General features: G+C 42.8%; 15 protein-coding genes. All 15 read right to left on the reverse strand.

The features are described 5' to 3' along the window. Positions 1-368: 368 nt before the first annotated feature. The 15 genes from rsmD to HXT26_RS04895 all read right to left on the reverse strand — a co-directional run bounded on the left by rsmD (position 369) and on the right by HXT26_RS04895 (position 17,379). A complete protein-coding gene (gene rsmD, locus HXT26_RS04825; RefSeq protein ID WP_004105380.1) occupies positions 369-953 on the reverse strand; it encodes a 16S rRNA (guanine(966)-N(2))-methyltransferase RsmD in 585 nt (194 codons plus the stop codon). 160 nt (positions 954-1,113) lie between these two features. Beyond that, positions 1,114-2,547, reverse strand: coding sequence for an MFS transporter (locus HXT26_RS04830; RefSeq protein WP_112928504.1), 1,434 nt, complete (start codon positions 2,545-2,547; stop codon positions 1,114-1,116). Positions 2,548-2,607: 60 nt separating this feature from the next. Then, positions 2,608-3,546 carry a nucleoside hydrolase gene (locus HXT26_RS04835; protein WP_032842335.1) on the reverse strand — a complete coding sequence of 313 codons (939 nt, stop codon included), beginning with the start codon at positions 3,544-3,546 and terminating at the stop codon, positions 2,608-2,610. Positions 3,547-3,618: 72 nt separating this feature from the next. Then, positions 3,619-4,767, reverse strand: a complete 1,149-nt coding sequence (locus HXT26_RS04840) for a PfkB family carbohydrate kinase (RefSeq protein ID WP_064340538.1) — start codon at positions 4,765-4,767, stop codon at positions 3,619-3,621. Between the two features lie 289 nt (positions 4,768-5,056). Then, complete coding sequence (locus tag HXT26_RS04845; protein WP_174143441.1) at positions 5,057-7,495, reverse strand: DEAD/DEAH box helicase; 2,439 nt, start codon at positions 7,493-7,495, stop codon at positions 5,057-5,059. 91 nt (positions 7,496-7,586) lie between these two features. Next, positions 7,587-7,781, reverse strand: coding sequence for a 50S ribosomal protein L28 (gene rpmB, locus HXT26_RS04850; protein ID WP_004105392.1), 195 nt, complete (start codon positions 7,779-7,781; stop codon positions 7,587-7,589). A gap of 127 nt (positions 7,782-7,908) precedes the next feature. Further along, positions 7,909-10,272, reverse strand: a complete 2,364-nt coding sequence (gene fni, locus HXT26_RS04855) for a type 2 isopentenyl-diphosphate Delta-isomerase (protein WP_422111959.1) — start codon at positions 10,270-10,272, stop codon at positions 7,909-7,911. A 9-nt stretch (positions 10,273-10,281) separates the two neighbouring features. Then, positions 10,282-11,379: a diphosphomevalonate decarboxylase gene (mvaD, locus tag HXT26_RS04860; RefSeq protein ID WP_004105394.1), complete on the reverse strand. Its 1,098-nt coding sequence runs from the start codon at positions 11,377-11,379 to the stop codon at positions 10,282-10,284. A gap of 135 nt (positions 11,380-11,514) precedes the next feature. After that, positions 11,515-12,663, reverse strand: coding sequence for a mevalonate kinase (gene mvk, locus HXT26_RS04865; protein WP_422112102.1), 1,149 nt, complete (start codon positions 12,661-12,663; stop codon positions 11,515-11,517). A 318-nt stretch (positions 12,664-12,981) separates the two neighbouring features. After that, a complete protein-coding gene (gene rplI / locus HXT26_RS04870; RefSeq protein WP_004105397.1) occupies positions 12,982-13,428 on the reverse strand; it encodes a 50S ribosomal protein L9 in 447 nt (148 codons plus the stop codon). 16 nt (positions 13,429-13,444) lie between these two features. After that, the gene (gene rpsR / locus HXT26_RS04875) at positions 13,445-13,693 is read right to left on the reverse strand and encodes a 30S ribosomal protein S18 (RefSeq protein ID WP_004105399.1); all 249 of its coding nucleotides are present in this window, start codon (positions 13,691-13,693) and stop codon (positions 13,445-13,447) included. 135 nt (positions 13,694-13,828) lie between these two features. Further along, positions 13,829-14,410: a single-stranded DNA-binding protein gene (locus HXT26_RS04880; RefSeq protein WP_004105402.1), complete on the reverse strand. Its 582-nt coding sequence runs from the start codon at positions 14,408-14,410 to the stop codon at positions 13,829-13,831. A gap of 154 nt (positions 14,411-14,564) precedes the next feature. Next, a complete protein-coding gene (gene rpsF, locus HXT26_RS04885; RefSeq protein WP_004574062.1) occupies positions 14,565-14,861 on the reverse strand; it encodes a 30S ribosomal protein S6 in 297 nt (98 codons plus the stop codon). 396 nt (positions 14,862-15,257) lie between these two features. After that, positions 15,258-16,490: an AMP-dependent synthetase gene (locus tag HXT26_RS04890; RefSeq protein ID WP_422111960.1), complete on the reverse strand. Its 1,233-nt coding sequence runs from the start codon at positions 16,488-16,490 to the stop codon at positions 15,258-15,260. A 532-nt stretch (positions 16,491-17,022) separates the two neighbouring features. Beyond that, positions 17,023-17,379, reverse strand: a complete 357-nt coding sequence (locus HXT26_RS04895; RefSeq protein ID WP_410299489.1) for a hypothetical protein — start codon at positions 17,377-17,379, stop codon at positions 17,023-17,025. Positions 17,380-17,428 lie beyond the last annotated feature (49 nt).

The raw sequence follows: 17,428 nt of genomic DNA on the forward strand, positions 1-17,428 counted from the left end.
CACCACCACCTGTTTAGTACGCTAACTTCAATGTACTAATATTCGTGTGGTAGAGATTTGAGATTTTTCGCACTGAGCGCGGCGAACGTCAGAGCCGCAGGCTGCTGATTCGCCAAGCGAAGAAGAAAAATCGAAAAATCTCTGCGATAGACACGGTTATTAACGATTAAACACGCAGAGTTTGGGGGATTTCTTTACGAGCACTAAAAGAGGACTGATGGAGCAACGTTCTTTAAAGAACAAAGCAGACAGCAAAACATCTAACAGCCAAAGCGACTGAAGGACGGGACGTGCGAGGAGAGAAATCCCCCAAAACTCGCGCCACAGCCTGAGTGCGAAAACAGATTGTAACGAAGCCGAAAAATAAATTAGTCGCGAGAAGGCTGAATAAACAACACGGAAGTTTCTCCGTAATTACGCGTATCAAACAGCTCCCAGCCCTCAGGCATAGTCGGCAAAACACTTCGCGCGCTACGCTCCAACACAATCAACGTATCTGCAGAAACGCTCACAACTCCGCTCGCAATCATCGAAGCCAATAAACTTTCGCAATCCGCAGTTTCGTAAGCATAAGGCGGATCAATAAAAACCAAGTCAAACGCTTCCCCACTATAATCCGCAACGAACTGCTCCGCGCGCTTTCGAAGAACCCTCATAGAAAGCGCAGAATCCCAAGCCTTTGAACTCTGCAACGCTTTCGACGTACGAAGTATAAGCGCAGCTGCTTGCGAATTTGCTTCAACAGAAACAAGCTCACGCGCGCCACGAGATAGCGCTTCAACTCCGAGTGCTCCCGTGCCAGCAAATAGATCAAGTACGCGCGCATTGTGCATAACATCCCACGAATCGAGCCTAGAAAATATCGCTTCTTTTGTGCGATCTGTAGTAGGTCTTGTACACGACTGCGCTGAAGTAAGCGGCAAAGATTTAAAACGTCCAGCAATAATGTGCATACTTCTAGCTTAGCTGGAACCTGCAGACACGCACGCGGCAGCAGAAACTTTACGCGCGTGTAAAGTTTCGGTCGGCTACGCGCCAAAAAACGGCAGAAACTGTGCAGCTGTGTAAAGGAAAAGCCGTTTGCGCGCCAAAAAACGGCGAAACTTTACAATATTACTTATCCGCCGCCTTAGGATCCGGAATTAAGAACGAGCAAGCGAGCGCAAAAGCGAGCAAAACGACGCCGGCAACCATCGCAGCAGCGTATCCGCATGTTACGCCACTTAAAGACGCAACATTCGTCATCACAGCATACAAAATTGCAAAACTTAAGCCGGCTCCCAAATTAAAAGCTCCAGCATTCATACCCGGCAAGTATCCCGGATTATCTTTTGGAGAAAGCACAATACCCAAGCCATTAAGCATAATATTTGCCATGCCAGAATAGCTCACACCTACCCACACTGAAAACAGCACCAAAGCCCAAGCAGACGGCATATAAGCAACATACACACCAAAAGCAACACAAATCATGCTAAACGCAATTCCAATACGCAACACAAGCCTGTACCCGTAATTTGCAGCAAGCACGCCCGAAATAGTGCCAAACAATAGCCCAATAATTGCGTAAGGAGTAAGAGTTACGAAACTTACCATATTTGTGCCAATATTTGCACCAAACTTACTATCGTTAGCAAGCTTTATCACAACGCCATTTATCAAAGCAAACACGCCAGTCATTGTCAATAAAGTGCACAAAAGCAAACCCCATGTACGACGCTGCTTCATATATGTTGTAGAAACCAGCGGAGCCGCGCTTAAAACTTCGATTTTCCAGAATATTGCGAAAAACAGCACAGCAACAAGCACAAGAATAAGCACCATAAGCCAGTTAGATTTAGCTAGTTTATTACTAAGTTCATTAATAGAAAGATATATTGCAAGAAACGCAATTCCGAGCGTTACAACTCCTAGCCAATCCATTCTGCTAGTAGCATCCGAGCGAGATTCATCAGCTAAAACAATAATCATAATAACAGCAATAGCTGCGATTGAAGCCATAATCCAGAAAACAGAACGGAATCCGTATTTACTGGCAAGCCAACCACCTAATAAAGCATCAAATCCAGCAATACCGCCATTTACGGAACTTAATATTGCCATCAACTTTGCGTAACTTTTTTCTTGCTGTACGCGCACGCGCAACATAATTAAGCACATTGGCAATACAGGACCGGAAGCACCTTGCAAAATACGCCCAAGCATAAGCATATTAACGTCTTGAGCTAGCGCAGAAATAATGCTTCCAAAAAGAGTTGAGATAAGAATTCCGGAAAGTACTTTTTTACGCCCAATTAGATCAGACAATCGCGGCAAAAATAGCGAAAATAATGCTGCAGCAGTAAAGAATATTGTTTGCGTTAAAGCGATTTGAGTATCTGTAGTATGAAGTTCTTTTGACATCGTCGTCAATACTGGCGAAAGCATAGAAACGTTTAGCTGGAACGCAAAGATAGCAGCAAGAAACGCCACCATTAACGCCAAAACGGAACGTCCACCCTTATCTAGCATACGCGTAGAAAATGTTGGAGATTCAACCTCAGCCATAATCTAACCTCCGCTTAATTACGTAAAGTCATTCAAACGTCATTCAAAAGTCACCAACAATCATCCAATGCGCTTAATCGCATCTATAATCAAATTCCAGAATTTATCGAAATCAAGTTTTGTAGCAACTTGCGTATGGCATTCTTCTTCAGAAGGTTCAGTACCACGCAAATCTGCAACGGTCATGCCAAGAGTTAAGTCACTGTTTATTTCAACATCAAGTGGGCAACGCCTTGTGCTAATAACACTTTTATCGATCAAATAAGCGACTGTGCAAGGATCATGCACTGGAGGATCAACAAAATCTTGATTATTCTTATAAGCTTTACGGAAGTAATCCATAAGATCGCAAGCAAATTTAGAAACAGGCGTTCCAATAGAATTAATTTTCTTCTGTATCTCTAAAGTGCACAAAGCTTGGTGAGTTAAGTCTAAGCCAACCATCGTAACTCGCCAATTTTCATTAATCACAACATGCGCAGCTTCAGGATCTGTCTTAATATTAAACTCAGCAACAGCACTACAATTGCCGCTATGATAGCCACCACCCATAAGAACTACTTCTTTAACGCGGCTGACAATTCTAGGTTCCAATCGCACAGCCATAGCGATATTCGTAAGAGGTCCGGTTGGTACAAGCGTAATCGTGCCAGGCTCATGGCTCATAATTGTGTCAATAATCCAGTTAACAGCATGCCCTTTATCCAAAGGTTTAGTTGGCACTGGAATATTTGCTCCGTCTAATCCTGTTTCTCCATGAACAGCAGCAGCAACTTTTAGAGGACGAACCATAGGACGGTCGCATCCGGCATGAACTGGAATATTAGTTGCATGAGCTATTTCTAGAGTTGCTCGAGCATTGTATGTTACTTTTTCTAGGCTTTGATTTCCACCAACCGTAGTTACGCCGAGCAAATCGATACTAGGATTGCCAACAGCTAATAAAATTGCCATCGCATCGTCATGACCAGGGTCACAATCTAGGATGATGGAAGTCATACTAACTCCTTCATAAACACATGTATTTTGGAAGCAAATCGTGACGAATGCACTTCGCATAAGAACGCAAAATTAAGCATGCTCATGAATATTCGTCATGCGTTGAGAAATAAGTTCTGGATTAAACGACTCATGTACAGGCTGCATAGATTCAGTATTCAAAGCTGCAGCAGCAACCGCAAATCTGCCAGTTTTTGAAGAATCAAATTCGTTATATCGCGCGTAAATAAGCGCCGCAGTAGCAGCATCGCTAGAACCGTTGTCGTTGCCGACTGCTTTAACACCAGCATTGCTATTTCCGCGAGTTAGCATCATTCTCTGGACGCGCTTGACTGGGACAGGATAGAACGACACTCCCTCATCTGCAACACCATAAGCAACTCCTGCGCGACCGGCATTTACAAATACACGTTTTACTCCACGCTTGAGAAGCACATTCGCACAGCGAATTGCAGAACGCTCGTCAACAGCATTAATGCCAGTTAAAGCCTGCGATTCAGCAGTATCTAAAATAAGAGTGTCAATACGAGACAATCTAGAAAGCACTCGAGGAGCTTTTGCATCCGTAACTGCACGAACAACAATAGGACGGCGATAACGGTCACATAGCCACTCAATTGACTTTTGCGGAATATTAGTATCCAACACCAAAATATCAGCATTTTCAATAATAGACATACGCTCACGCAAAAAATCAGGAGTCATGTGATCGTAAATACTCATATCGTCTAAAGCAAGCAAACGCTGACCAGAAGCGTCACCAACATACATGTACGAAGCAGTCATCGACTCAGGAAGTTGCTTCGCATAACCGATATCTAAGCCGTTTGCAGCAGCATCAATGCGGAAAAGTTCTCCGTTGTGATCGCCACCGTAGACAGAAACCATGCTTGTGCGAATATTAAGACGCTCCAACGCAACTGCAATATTCCTTCCAACACCGCCTAGCATGTAGCGCACGTGGGAGGCATTAGACGTGTAATCCATCAAATCTCCGCAAGCAATGCCAAGAACATCCATGCTAATTCCGCCAACAACAGTCACATAACTTGGAGGAGTAACAATATATCCCTTACCTCGTAAATAGCCTTTGCGAATTAAATTGGAAATATGAGCGGCCACACCTGAACGAGTAATTCCTGCGAGATTTGCAAGTTCCTGCTGGCTAATCATCGGGTTTTGTTGAATCCAAGTCAAGATTTGTTGTTCGCGTTCAGTCATTGTCGCCTCATCTCTATTGTGATTACAAATGATGCCTACTATCTAGGATATTCACAATTCTCATAATATGCACGTAAATTTATGTAATTTTGTTGTTTTTTTATATTATATCTAACAAAAGTTGATATTAATTATCAATTAAAAATAGTTTCTTACAGTATTTTTTACTAAATTAAGTGCATAAATATGCAATAATTTTTTCTTTATACTTTTCTTTATAGGATATTTTATTCATACAATATTTTAATTTTATAAGATATTTTGCGAGCAAATTCAGAACTTTAGAATTTTAATTGCTTACGATTTGCGTACTTCCGCCTCTCGTAAAATCAAGCACTGCACCTGCAAGATACGGCAACGAAACAAGATGAGCGTCTTTTTGCAAAGTCTCCAACGCATCTTCACGAGCCATAGCGATAATCTTTGCATCCTTAACAACTCGCAAAATCTTCAAACTCGAGCGACCACCCGACTGCTTATCGCCAAGAACATCGCCAACATTGCGCAATTCCAAATCTTTTTTAGCAATTACGGCACCATCTAGCGAATTTTCAACAACTTGCAAACGTTCTTGAGCAAGACTTCCATCCTCAGTTTGCGCAACCAAAAATGCCCAAGAATTCGTGCCACCACGCCCAACACGTCCACGCAACTGATGCAATTGCGCAAGGCCAAAACGATCCGCGTCAAAAATCACAATGCAACTCGCTTGAGGCACATCAACACCGACCTCAATAACCGTTGTAGCAACAAGAACTTGCACATCTCCGCGTGCAAAATGTTCCATCGTTTCGCGTTTTGTAGCATCATCGTCGCGACCAGTAAGCTTAGCAAAAGTAACGCCTTTAAATTGCGGCAAAGCTGAAAGCCGCTTCAAAATGCCGTTAACTGTGTGAAGTTTACGCAAAGAATCTGCGCTATTTTCTTCAGATTGATTAGATTGCACAGATTGCGAAACATCTTCAAAACCTTCAGATTCATCGCTATCAAAATCCCTAGCAGAAGCACTACCAGAATCCCTACCAGAATCCCTACCAGAATCCTCATTAAAATCATCATCAATATGCGCGCAAACAACATACGCACGCTCACCTGCATCAATGCGAGCACGAATATGCGCAAACATTCTCGCCATAGTATTCGCATCCGATTCTTGTACAACAAAAGTGCGAATAGGTTTTCTGCCTCCAGGCAATTCAGTTAAATATGAAGCATCCAAATCACCGAACCACGTCATAGCAGCAGAGCGCGGAATAGGCGTTGCAGTCATTACTAAAAGATGCGGTGTAAAAGACTTTTCAGCACTATCATGCGGATCTACACTCATTTTGCGTAACAAAACATCGCGCTGCTCAACACCAAAACGATGTTGCTCATCAATAATTACCAAAGCTAAATTAGTCGGCTTAAAAGTCGACGAGAACGCTGCATGAGTTGCAACAATAAGCGAAGGCTCCCCACTTGCAACACTCGCTAGCGCACGTCTGCGATCCGCAAGTCTCATGCCGCCAGTTACTACGATTACAGGCACTTTTAGATTCGCGCGCGCAATCATTTGGCGCAAATTTTCGGCATGTTGAGACGCCAGAACTTGAGTAGGAGCCACAAGCACAGCCTGATATCCTGATCCAACTGCCTCAAGCATTGCAGCGAGCGCAACAACTGTTTTTCCGGAACCAACTTCACCTTGAAGCAAGCGACGCATCGGATGGCGCTCACGCATGTCACGTACAATCTCATCAATTACATCTTTTTGACCTGCAGTAAGCTCAAACGGCAAACTTTCCACAAATTCATTTCTTATAAGAGAATTATTACAGGATTTTGCTTGATTATCTTTAGAATCTTCACGAGATCGCAATACAGCTACTTGGGAAATAAAAGCTTCTTCATAGCGCAACGAGTCAACAGCTTTGTAAAATTCGTCAACTGATTGCGGATTATGAATTGAGTATATTGCTGACGCTCTAGTCATGAGGTTACGTTTTTTTAGCACTGATTCAGGCGTAATGTTTGGGATTTGCAGGGATTCAGTAGTGCAAGTTGCGGAATCTTTAGAATCTGCGGAAGCTGCGGAAGCTGCGAAATCTTCAGAATCTTTAGAAAGTGCAGAAAGTATAGAAAGTATAGTTTCGTGAATATGCTCACTAGAGATTCGCGAATTTGCATGATACACGGGCATAGGAGCACTCATACGCGCCAAACCATCTTCCACACTTCTTACAGTATCGCGAGATTGATGTAAGCTATCGCTTTCTTCTACAGCAGATACGGTTAAAATTTGAGGATGCGTAAATTGCAATTTACCATTAAAAGCACTAGACGTGCCGCCAACAACAACCATTTCGTCAACATGCATCTTTGCAGAAAGCCACTGAGCGTATTGACGATTTTTAGAAAAATAAATAAGTTGAGCTACTGCTTGCATATCTTGCAAAACGTTAATTTCGATTCTAAAACCGCGACGAGCGTTCATAGGCACAACGTTAATTGACTGAACTTGCGCATAGAAAGCCACTTCTTCGCCAATTTTTACATCTTTTAAGTTCGCAATTCTCAGTGGACTTGTAACTCTAAACGGGTAGTAAGTTAACGCGTCTTCAACTGTGACTATGCCCAAAGATTTTAATGCAGAAACGCGTCGCTTATTGCTGATTATCGCAGAAAGCGAAGTATGCATTTTGGCTGAGTTCGTGGGCGTATTTAGCATATTTCGATTATAAATCATCCGCAATCAGGAATATAACGTGCGCGCGAAAAAATATGCAAATACAAAAAAGCCCCGAGCACTGCTCAGGGCCTTACATTTAACACGCGATTCACGCCTCAACGCGCTGAACCTTGCCTGCCTTAATGCATTTTACGCACACACGAAGGCGAACGTTTTCGCCATCAATGGTGGTGCGAACCGGCTGAAGGTTCGGGCGGAAGGTGCGCTTATTGCGAATGTGCGAATGTGAAACGCTGAAACCGGTCTGCGGTCCCTTGCCACATACTGCGCAACGAGCTGCCATAATGGACTCCTATTTTCTTTGACTTGCAAGTCTTGCGTCATTCAAACACACGAACTACTTACGCAAATTACTTACGCACATTGCATAAACAAATAAGCACGCTTGAACGCACAACTACACAAGTATATCACTTACCAAGACAATCCGCACGCACAAACTCAGTCTTTTCTTGTAAATCCTTAACTGTCTTGCATCCAAGAAGCGCCATAATCACCCTAATTTGCTTCTTCCAGTTATCAATTTGCAAAGAAAGCGCGTCCTCACCTTCATGCATAAGCGTATGCAAAAACTCGCCAGCGACACCAACTGCAGAAGCACCCAAAGCCAACGCGCGCACAACATCCAAAGGCGTGCGAACTCCTCCACTTGCGAAAACTTCCATATTTTTTAACGAATCACACTTGCGTATGTCAACCAGCGACTCAACAGTAGTAAGACCCCAATCAGCCAAATAATCACAGTCGCCTAAGTTCCTGCGAGCATTCTCTATTGTTACAAAATTAGTTCCACCACGACCAGAAACATCTACAGTGCGCACTCCAACATCTTTAAGACACTGAACATCTTTAGCAGAAATTCCGCATCCAGTTTCCTTCACAATCACAGGCACTTTTAGAGCTTCACACGCACTGACAATAGACTCAATATTGCGCAACCAATTTCGAAAATCGCGATCGCCTTCTTGCATAACCAACTCTTGTGCAGCATTTAAATGCACTTGTAACGCATTCGCATGAATCATGTTTACAGCACGCAATGCATCAGACGCGCTAGTTCCAGCGCTAACATTTGCCATCACAAATCCGTGTGGATTTTCGCTTCTTATGACACTGAAAGTGCTGAGTAAAGTTTCGTCTCGAAGAGCAGCACTCAAAGATCCACTCGCCATAGCAACAGAATTTTTTGCAGCAACTCTAGCAAGACTTGCATTCACTTTTTTAGCAGCATCACTTCCGCCTGTCATTGCGTTAATATATATCGGCGAGCACCAATGCACAGAATCGCATACTTCGCTTCCTAGCACGCTCACGCTAGCGTCAATTTCTTCAAGCGCGACTTGCGGCAAAGCATTCGGCACAAAACGCACTTTGTCAAAATCTGAATCTGCACGAGTTTTATACTGCTTGTCCGCAAGCGCAATATGCGCGTCTTTTCGGTTTTGTATTATGCAAGATTGAGCAGATTGCATATTAAGCTCGTTACGCTTAGCAAACGCGTCTAATACAATATTTTCAGAAGGCTTACCAGTTCCAAAAATTTCCGTAACATCAATATTCAATGGCTTTATTCCATTGGCTTCCCAAGTAGATTTCATAGTTTCAATTACATTATTGTCATAAATTGTCGACAGCGCAATTGCACAATCTCCTCCGCCTGCACCGCTAGTTTTTGCAGGAATACCGGCACAAGTCGCAATTTCAATAAATTTTGTAAGTTCACGCGTTTCGATAACAGTTCCAGTAAGAGCACTTAATTTTTGCAACAACGCACGATTTTGAGCAAAACCGCTATAGATTTCGCTTATTTCAAACTTTTCAATTGCGCGCGCAAGTTTTTGCACGCAAATCTCACTTTGTTTGCAAAAATCTTCGTAAGTAAAAGATTTAATTTTTTTGTCAAAAGCACTAGTTTCGACGCTACTTTCAACGTTATTTTCAGCGTTACTTTCAACGCTACTTTCCGTACTAGTTTTAACGCTACTTTCTACGCTACTTACTAGCTTTGCGCTAGACGCAGGAGAACCAGTCCAGCCGACTAAAAGTTTTAGCGACTTATCTACGTTTAAACGCTTAACTTCCAGTCGCGGCCACTTTTTGTGCAACAACTCACTGAAATCAGAGCATCCGGATTTTACTAGCGTAAGCTCAGCTTCAAGCCACTCGCGGTTATACGCGCGATACATAATCCAACCGCCATAAGAGCTGGCAGCAACGTCTCCACCGCTTCCGGATTTTTTAACACTCGACGACGCAATTAACGCTAACTTGCAAATTTCTGGAGTCGAAAGATTCAAATCATACCATTTGCACAACGCGCGAATAACCGCAACAGTTACCGCAGCAGAAGATCCAAGACCGTATTTTCTACCGGTTTTTGCGTCATCAAGTTCGCTAGAAATATGCACATTGTAACTTTTTCGGTTAATATTTGGCGCACATTCCTCACTAGCATAAGCGTCGACTACGCACATTGCAGCGAGCACATAAGCATATTTTCCGTCGTTTTGTATTTCAATACTTCCGTCGGATGCACGCGACCAAAGAAGCGGTTTATATTTTTCGCCATCTGAGGTAATCACACCACAATAATTTCTGCTACTAGGCGCATTTTTCTGCAAATTTTCGCGTAACTCTTCGTTTAAAGTTTCATCACTTACACTAACCGTCACATAACGATTAACAGCAGCAACAATTGCAGCACAGCCGTCAACAACAGCATACTCGCCCGCAATATAAAGCTTTCCTGGGGCACTAGAGCGCACTTGAGTCATATTATCCGCCTATTTTAAACTCGTACTCACCGTCACAGCGTCACCTGGCAGCGCAATCGCAAATTTCGGCTCGCAATATTCTGTATTACAAAAAACGCTAGAATTACGCAAACCATCTTCAACTCGCGAGCGCAACTGACACATCGCACGATAAGCATCATCTCCAGAAGTAAGCACCTTCACATTCGGACCAGCATCCATCGTAGACCACACCAGCCAACCATCTTTTCGCATATTTTTAACCGCTTCAAGCACAATATGCGTGCTACTAGTCAAATAATTCACCGATGGAACAGCATTATGCATAGTTTCGTGCATTCCAAAAGCATTGCGTTCAACAACCTCACCCAATTGCTCAATATCTGCTCGCTGAATTGCGTTTTTAGCAATTTCAAGGTCGTCCTTCGACTGCTCAACCCATTGCATATACGTTGGCGAAGTTTCAACCGTTCTGCGCATCGCTTCTCGGCTAGAAATCGGCTTTTTGCTATCGTCCAAAGTGACGACAATCATAGCAAGGTTTAAATTTTTAAGCGCAACTTGTGCGTTTTCAATAGGCTCTGCATAAGACGTTTCGTCGTCGCAACCTGCATGCCAAATTGAAAGTCCTCCAAAAATCGAACGACAAGCTGAACCAGAACCACGTCTTGCAAGTCTAGAAAGTTCTCGTGGAGTTAGGTTTAATCCAGCAGCGTACGAGGCAGCAGACGCAAGAGCTGCAAAACCAGACGCACTCGACGCAAGACCAGCAGCAGTTGGCACAATATTATGCGAAATAACGCTTGCTTTCGTTGAAATTCCTGCAATTTCACGCACCAAATCGAGCATAGCGACTACGCGACGAAAAGTTTTGGCAGACGGCGAAATCTTTTCATTATCTAAAGTAAAAGTATCTTGTTCAAGATTATTCGCAAAACTTACGCTTGTAGTTGTAGACAAATCCGAAAGGGTGAGCGAAAGCGAGGAAGTATAAGGCAAAATCAGCTTTTCATCGCGCTTACCCCAATACTTAATCAGCGCAATATTCGCGTTTGCTTTAGCAAAAGCTGAGTTGGGTGAAAGACTAGCGTCAAACGTTATTTTTGGCTGAATTTCAACATTTTGCATGCTGTTCCTTTTGCGGCAGATAAGTAATTCTCGTTTGTTAATGTGCTAAGCAATATTTTAGCAAAACAGTGCGCACAAGCTTCTTTTCTTTAAACAACTGTAAAGTTTATGCTACATTTCAAGTAAAAATAAGATTCAATTTATTGCAGAATCACCTATATTTACAACCCACGTATCGCAAGCACCGGCATTTTTAAAAGCTTCACTCACTCGCTTAGCAGCATCCTCACTATCAGCCAGCGCAATGACACATCCTCCACCACCTCCACCGGTAAGTTTTGCACCCAACGCGCCATGCTGACAAGCAGCATCTACCAAGGCGTCAAGTTTTGCAGTACTTACGCCCAAATCCGCCAAAATACGGTGTGCGAAAGTCATTTGCTTACCCATATTTTCAATACGGCCAAACGCCAAATCATCTTCTGCAACAGCCGCAATCTCCCCCAATTTATTGAGCTGCGCTCCAACTTCAACAGGATTCGATTCTAAACGAGAACGCAAAGCTTCAACTGTTTCGCGAGTCATTCCTTTGCATCCAGAATCCGCCAAAACAAGCCACGCAGGCATGTTAATTTCCATGCGATCAAAACAGCCACGACTAAAACGCACAGGCCAGGAAGCAGCAGTTGCAGTGGCATCCAAGCCTGAAGAACGTCCGTGAGCCACACACTCAGCAGTCTGCGTCAACTTAAAAATCTCATCATTGCTAGCTGCAACGCCATAATAGTCAAGAATCGCACGAATTACAGCACCAGCAGCTGCCGCAGACGAACCAAGACCTCGTTCTGCTGGAAAATCAGACTCGGTAAAAATGTGCAAATTCTCACCGTTCCACCCTGCAAACTCTAGCGACGCGCGAATTGCTGTTCGTATGCTATTAAAGCGCGTAGGAATTTCGGAAAGTTTGCCAGTAAAGTCAAGGCATGAAAGAGTTATATGTGAATCGAGATTCGTCGTAGATGCTAAAGATTCGCTTGATGTAGAAGATAAAGATTCACACGAAGCAGGTGCTAAAGATTCGCTTGATGCAGGTGCTAAAGATTCATTGCAACTAGTTACGACAGCGCGCATACGCAAGTTTTTAAGCGGCAAAGCTATTGCAGAATGGCCATAGACCACGGAATGTTCGCCAAAAAGAATAACCTTCGCGCAAGTTTCGCCATAACCTTTGTGATTGCTGTATTTTATTGCGTTTTCAAGATTTGCGCTTACGGAATTTTTACAAGCATACTCTTCGTCATTGCGAATAGCAGATATGTTGGCATCTTGCGCTTTTGCGTTCATACTAAGCTCGTCAGCCAGTTCATATTTGCTTTCCAGCACAGTTTGCATCTCCTTTATAATTTCGCAATTTTCCAACTGTTCTAATTTAGTCGAGTAAAACTTAAAAAACTACGTTACGCACGTGACACTTACAACACATTCACATTTTCAAAATATTGCAGCATAAAAAAACTCTGCGCAGCATCGCAATGAGAAAACTCAATACAACGCAAACGCAGAGCTAATGCTTAAGTTCAATCCACATGTATTACAAGCAGAAAACCACTAAAAGCAAGAATCTGCTTGCTGCAACATGTTTTGTAAAATTCACAAAGCTACTTACTCAGCCACAACCTTAACAGTGAAGGAAGCGGTGATTTCCGGATGCAACGTTACGGTTGCTGGGAACTCACCAGTGGTCTTAATAGTAGCAACCTTAATTGCGCGAGCCTCAACTTGAGCCTTGGAAGCCAAAGCAGCAGCAATCTTATCGGCAGAAACGCCACCGAAAAGCTTGCCGGATTCGGAAACCTTAGCAGAAAGCTCCACAACGGTGCCTTCAATCTGAGCCTTAGCTGCAACTGCCTCTTCACGAGTGGCAACAGCCTTGGCAAGACGAGCGCGACGCATTGCTTCAATCTGGGAAGCAGCACCCTTGTTCCATGCAAAAGCAAGACCCTGAGGAATCAGGTAGTTGCGTGCATAGCCAGCCTTAACTTCAACAACGTCACCAGAGTGACCGAGGTTGGCAACAGTCTTGGTAAGAATAACCTTGGTTTCAGCCATATTCCTATCCTCTCAATCAGCGACCGGTAGTGGCGTAAGGAAGCAAAGCCATTTCGCGAGCATTCTTCACTGCCTTCGCGATCTTGCGCTGTTCCTGCACGGTTACGCCGGTGATACGACGGGAACGAATCTTGCCGCGGTCAGAAACGAACTTGCGCAGCAAAGCAACGTCTTTATAATCAATTTCAGTAATCTTGGCAGCCTTCAAAGGATTTGGCTTCTTTTTGAAAGGCTTGACCGGTGGTTGCGGCCTTTTGCGTGACATAAGATGTCCTCTCTCAAATCCGTTATGCTTTTTGTTCGCATAACATGTAACTGATGATGTATTTATAAGGATTAAGTAAGCGCGTAAATAAGTGCATAAATAAATAAATACGCTATCTATAGCTCAACTAAAACGCTAGAACTCAGGTTCTTCAGAATCGCCACCAAAATCAGAATTGGCACCGAAAGTTGAAAAACTATCGTTTGTTGGCGCAGCAGCACTCCACGGATCAGCCGCTGAAGAACTTGCGGCATGCTGAGAAGCGGCCTGGCTAGCAGCATAATTTGCTCCGCCAGCATAACCTGCACCAGCAGCATTTGCTGCACGCGAGCCACCAGCAAAACCTGTTGAAGAGCTTTGGCGGTTAACTTGCGCAGTTGCATAACGCAAAGATGGACCAATTTCGTCAACTGTAAGTTCAACAACTGTGCGATTAGAGCCGTCTTGCGCTTGATACGAACGCTGCGACAACCTGCCTTGAGCAATCACGCGCATGCCTTTAGAAAGGCTGTTTGCACAATGTTCTGCCAAGTCTCTCCACGCTGAGCAACGCATAAATAATGCAGGCCCATCCTCGAACTGATTCGTATTACGATTAAACGTTCTAGGTGTGGATGCAATGGTAAAGCTCGCAACAGAAGCACCGTTGGAAAGTGCCCTTAATTCAGGATCCGAAGTGAGATTTCCCACGACGGTAATAATTGTTTCACCTGCCATATCGTGCCTTTTCTTTCTCGCTTTACTCGTAATCGCATGTTAGTTAGCAATTACTGGCAATTTTGTGCGCAACTTATGCGCGGTTGTTTACGTATTTATTTAGCTTAACTAGTTTTTATTTAATTCACTAGAGCTTACTTAGTTTTGCTAGTTTTTACTTAGCGTCCTTGCGAAGAATCTTCGTGCGGATTACAGATTCGTTAAGGTTCAAAACACGGTCAAGTTCGTCACTTACAGATGGCTCGGCAGTGTAGTTCACCACAACGTAGTTACCTTCGGTTTTGCCTTCAATTTCGTAGGCAAACTTGCGGCGACCCCAGTAATCGGTACCGTCAACGGAACCGCCCTCGTTGGTGACAAGCTCAAGATACTGCTCGGTCAACTTCTTAAGACCGTGCTCATCCAGCTCAGGATTTGCAATGAACATCAGTTCATACTTATGTGCAGACATCACCCACCTCCTTCGGACTATCGGCTGTGGACCTTCCACAGCAGGAGTGTGTTTGCAAAATATGCGCGATATGTTTGATGACAAGCACCAAAACCGCACACAACTTTGCTATTTTACAGCACGCTCGTGACGACGAGAGTTACGCGCTTAAACGATGGTGTCAGACGGTAAAAACTTTACAGCGGCGTAAAGTTTCGGTCGGCTACGCGCCAAAAAACGGCAAAAACTTTACACGGGAGTAAAGGAAAGGTCGTTTTCGTGCTAAAAAGCGGCAGAAACTTTACAGCGTTGTCAAGAAAAGGTCGTTTTCGTGCTAAAAAACGGCAAAAACTTTGCACAGGAGTAAAGTTTTGGTCGGAATCAAGCGCAAAGTTCCGCAGCACACGCACGCATCGGCTATTTCCCAATAATTCTAGGCACTCCAACAGCTGCAAGTTTCTTCTCAAGCTTCCTAGGATCAAGGATATCCGAGTAATTAAAGCGCACGATTTTATTTACGCCACATTCCTTCATAAGCAATACCTCACGTTCCGCTTGTTTGTCGATATTCTTATGAATAACACTCTGGTTTCGCGATTCGAATAAATTTTTATTGTCTTCTGAAGAATTAAGATTCACATTCTTATATTGCGCATCATCTGTATCAATGTAGTATTTCGAATACCCGTCAAACTCCCCAACAATCAACTCCCCATTATTCAGACTCCACAAAAAATCGCAACGATACTTCAAATTTATATGTGGAATCTCAAACTCACGCTGTAATTCTGGTATCATAAATCCCAAATTAATCATTGTTCCCCGAGCTAAGGATTCACCAGCATTCTCGCTAAGACTATTTGCAAAGAAGCAAAGCTTACATAATTTAGCCAACTTTTTTTGTTCACACTCAAAAATTTGCTTAAAAGACAATGAAAAATTAGTCCCACCATTCGTTTTTGCATAGTTTCGCAAGTCATCCAAATAAGCGTAATCCCTTGTATAATGACGTTGGTTTTTGTGTAAACTGCTATTCGCACACGTTTTATTATTTGCAATCTCACTATTACAATCGACGCCACTCAAGTTATTCTTGCAATCGCAGTATCGGCTTTTGCAAATTTCGATCACTCTGTTTAAATTCACATTATCTCGCGCTGCTGAATCGAAAATAGGCAAAGCAAATCTAAATGAGTAATTATTAGCAACGTCAAACAACATAGTGCTTTTATCTACCAAGTGACTTTTTATTTCTTCAGTCACGCAATCGCTTGCATGCGGAAGCTTTATTAATTGTCCAGTACTGTTATTCTCACGCGTTAAAATGCGGACATCATCGCTCATACCATTCTGTTCGTAACCTACGGAAGGAATAACTTTTAGTTGATTGTTATACTTGTTTGATTTTCGCTTGTTGCTTCGAATATAAATTTTAGTATCTCTTGCGTCCACACAATTTTTCTTTTTGCTAAGAAAAGCATTATCATAGCAATTTTTTTCGCTGTCATAATCTTTCGAAACTTGATACCCAAGAAGTGCCGAGGCAGTCGAAGCTGTTAATTTACAATCGGGGTGCGATTCAATAATAGATAACGCAATATGACGTATTTTTTCAGCTTCGTAAAGACTATTCCAATATTCTTTACGCATGTAAAGATTTTTGTACACGCGCACAGCTTCTCCACGTTGCGATGACCTTTGAACTGCTTTTCTTTCAGCATTAGTTTTCGGGGCGAAGCAACACTTATTTTGTTCGCTATTCGAAAATAAATCGTTTATATAAAAATTATTCATAATGCAAGGTTATTAAAGCATTATTCATGCGTAAATAAATTTCTTGCATTGTGGATAAAAGGTACGGAAAGAAGGTGCGGAATTGGCAGGTAGCGGCAGAAACTTTACGCGAGTGTAAAGGAAAGGTCGGATGCGCGCGATAAAACGGCAGAAACTTTACAGCGGCGTAAAGAAACGGTCGGCTAGGCGCGAAAAAACGGCAGAAACTTTACAGCGGCGTAAAGAAACGGTCGGCTAGGCGCGAAAAAACGGCAAAAACTTTACACGGGAGTAAAGGAAAGGTCGCAGAACCACGGAAAACACATCTAAGAAATCGAATTTCGGGTTATAAGCCCAAAATGCTAAAGTACTTTTACCGACATTTTCCAATTAATGCGGAATAAACATTCTATATTCTATCTAATCCACATAATACACAGACAAAGGTAAATACTAGTAAGCAACCTTCAATTGTAGATTTAATCAGTTTATACGCTGTTTCTTCATCATCATACTTGCAATCTGTTCCACAACTTGCTTCGATTGCTTTTCTATCACATAACCATCTAGCAATAGCAAATAGTGCACCGACAGAACAAGTTACTATCGAAATCCAAGAATTAGTTCTATGCATAACAAAAGTAGCAAACAGCGCTAATCCAACAGATAATATCACGCCAAGTAATACAATTGAACAATCTATTAGTTTATATAGAATACCTTTAGATTCATCATATTTTTTATTATTCTTTTGAATTGACATCATAACCTTTATTAGTATACAATAAACCGATTTTATAGTTTGAATTATATTC

The sequence above is a fragment of the Gardnerella sp. DNF00497B genome (assembly GCF_049262725.1).
In the GTDB taxonomy this organism is placed as follows: domain Bacteria; phylum Actinomycetota; class Actinomycetes; order Actinomycetales; family Bifidobacteriaceae; genus Bifidobacterium; species Bifidobacterium leopoldii.

Excerpts from the sequence above, each read along its gene's own strand:
- rsmD (WP_004105380.1), bottom strand. The coding sequence starts at position 953 with ATGCACATTATTGCTGGACGTTTTAAATCTTTGCCGCTTACTTCAGCG.
- HXT26_RS04830 (WP_112928504.1), bottom strand. The coding sequence starts at position 2,547 with ATGGCTGAGGTTGAATCTCCAACATTTTCTACGCGTATGCTAGATAAG.
- HXT26_RS04835 (WP_032842335.1), bottom strand. The coding sequence starts at position 3,546 with ATGACTTCCATCATCCTAGATTGTGACCCTGGTCATGACGATGCGATG.
- HXT26_RS04840 (WP_064340538.1), bottom strand. The coding sequence starts at position 4,767 with ATGACTGAACGCGAACAACAAATCTTGACTTGGATTCAACAAAACCCG.
- HXT26_RS04845 (WP_174143441.1), bottom strand. The coding sequence starts at position 7,495 with ATGATTTATAATCGAAATATGCTAAATACGCCCACGAACTCAGCCAAA.
- rpmB (WP_004105392.1), bottom strand. The coding sequence starts at position 7,781 with ATGGCAGCTCGTTGCGCAGTATGTGGCAAGGGACCGCAGACCGGTTTC.
- fni (WP_422111959.1), bottom strand. The coding sequence starts at position 10,272 with ATGACTCAAGTGCGCTCTAGTGCCCCAGGAAAGCTTTATATTGCGGGC.
- mvaD (WP_004105394.1), bottom strand. The coding sequence starts at position 11,379 with ATGCAAAATGTTGAAATTCAGCCAAAAATAACGTTTGACGCTAGTCTT.
- mvk (WP_422112102.1), bottom strand. The coding sequence starts at position 12,663 with ATGAACGCAAAAGCGCAAGATGCCAACATATCTGCTATTCGCAATGAC.
- rplI (WP_004105397.1), bottom strand. The coding sequence starts at position 13,428 with ATGGCTGAAACCAAGGTTATTCTTACCAAGACTGTTGCCAACCTCGGT.
- rpsR (WP_004105399.1), bottom strand. The coding sequence starts at position 13,693 with ATGTCACGCAAAAGGCCGCAACCACCGGTCAAGCCTTTCAAAAAGAAG.
- HXT26_RS04880 (WP_004105402.1), bottom strand. The coding sequence starts at position 14,410 with ATGGCAGGTGAAACAATTATTACCGTCGTGGGAAATCTCACTTCGGAT.
- rpsF (WP_004574062.1), bottom strand. The coding sequence starts at position 14,861 with ATGTCTGCACATAAGTATGAACTGATGTTCATTGCAAATCCTGAGCTG.
- HXT26_RS04890 (WP_422111960.1), bottom strand. The coding sequence starts at position 16,490 with ATGCGTAAAGAATATTGGAATAGTCTTTACGAAGCTGAAAAAATACGT.
- HXT26_RS04895 (WP_410299489.1), bottom strand. The coding sequence starts at position 17,379 with ATGATGTCAATTCAAAAGAATAATAAAAAATATGATGAATCTAAAGGT.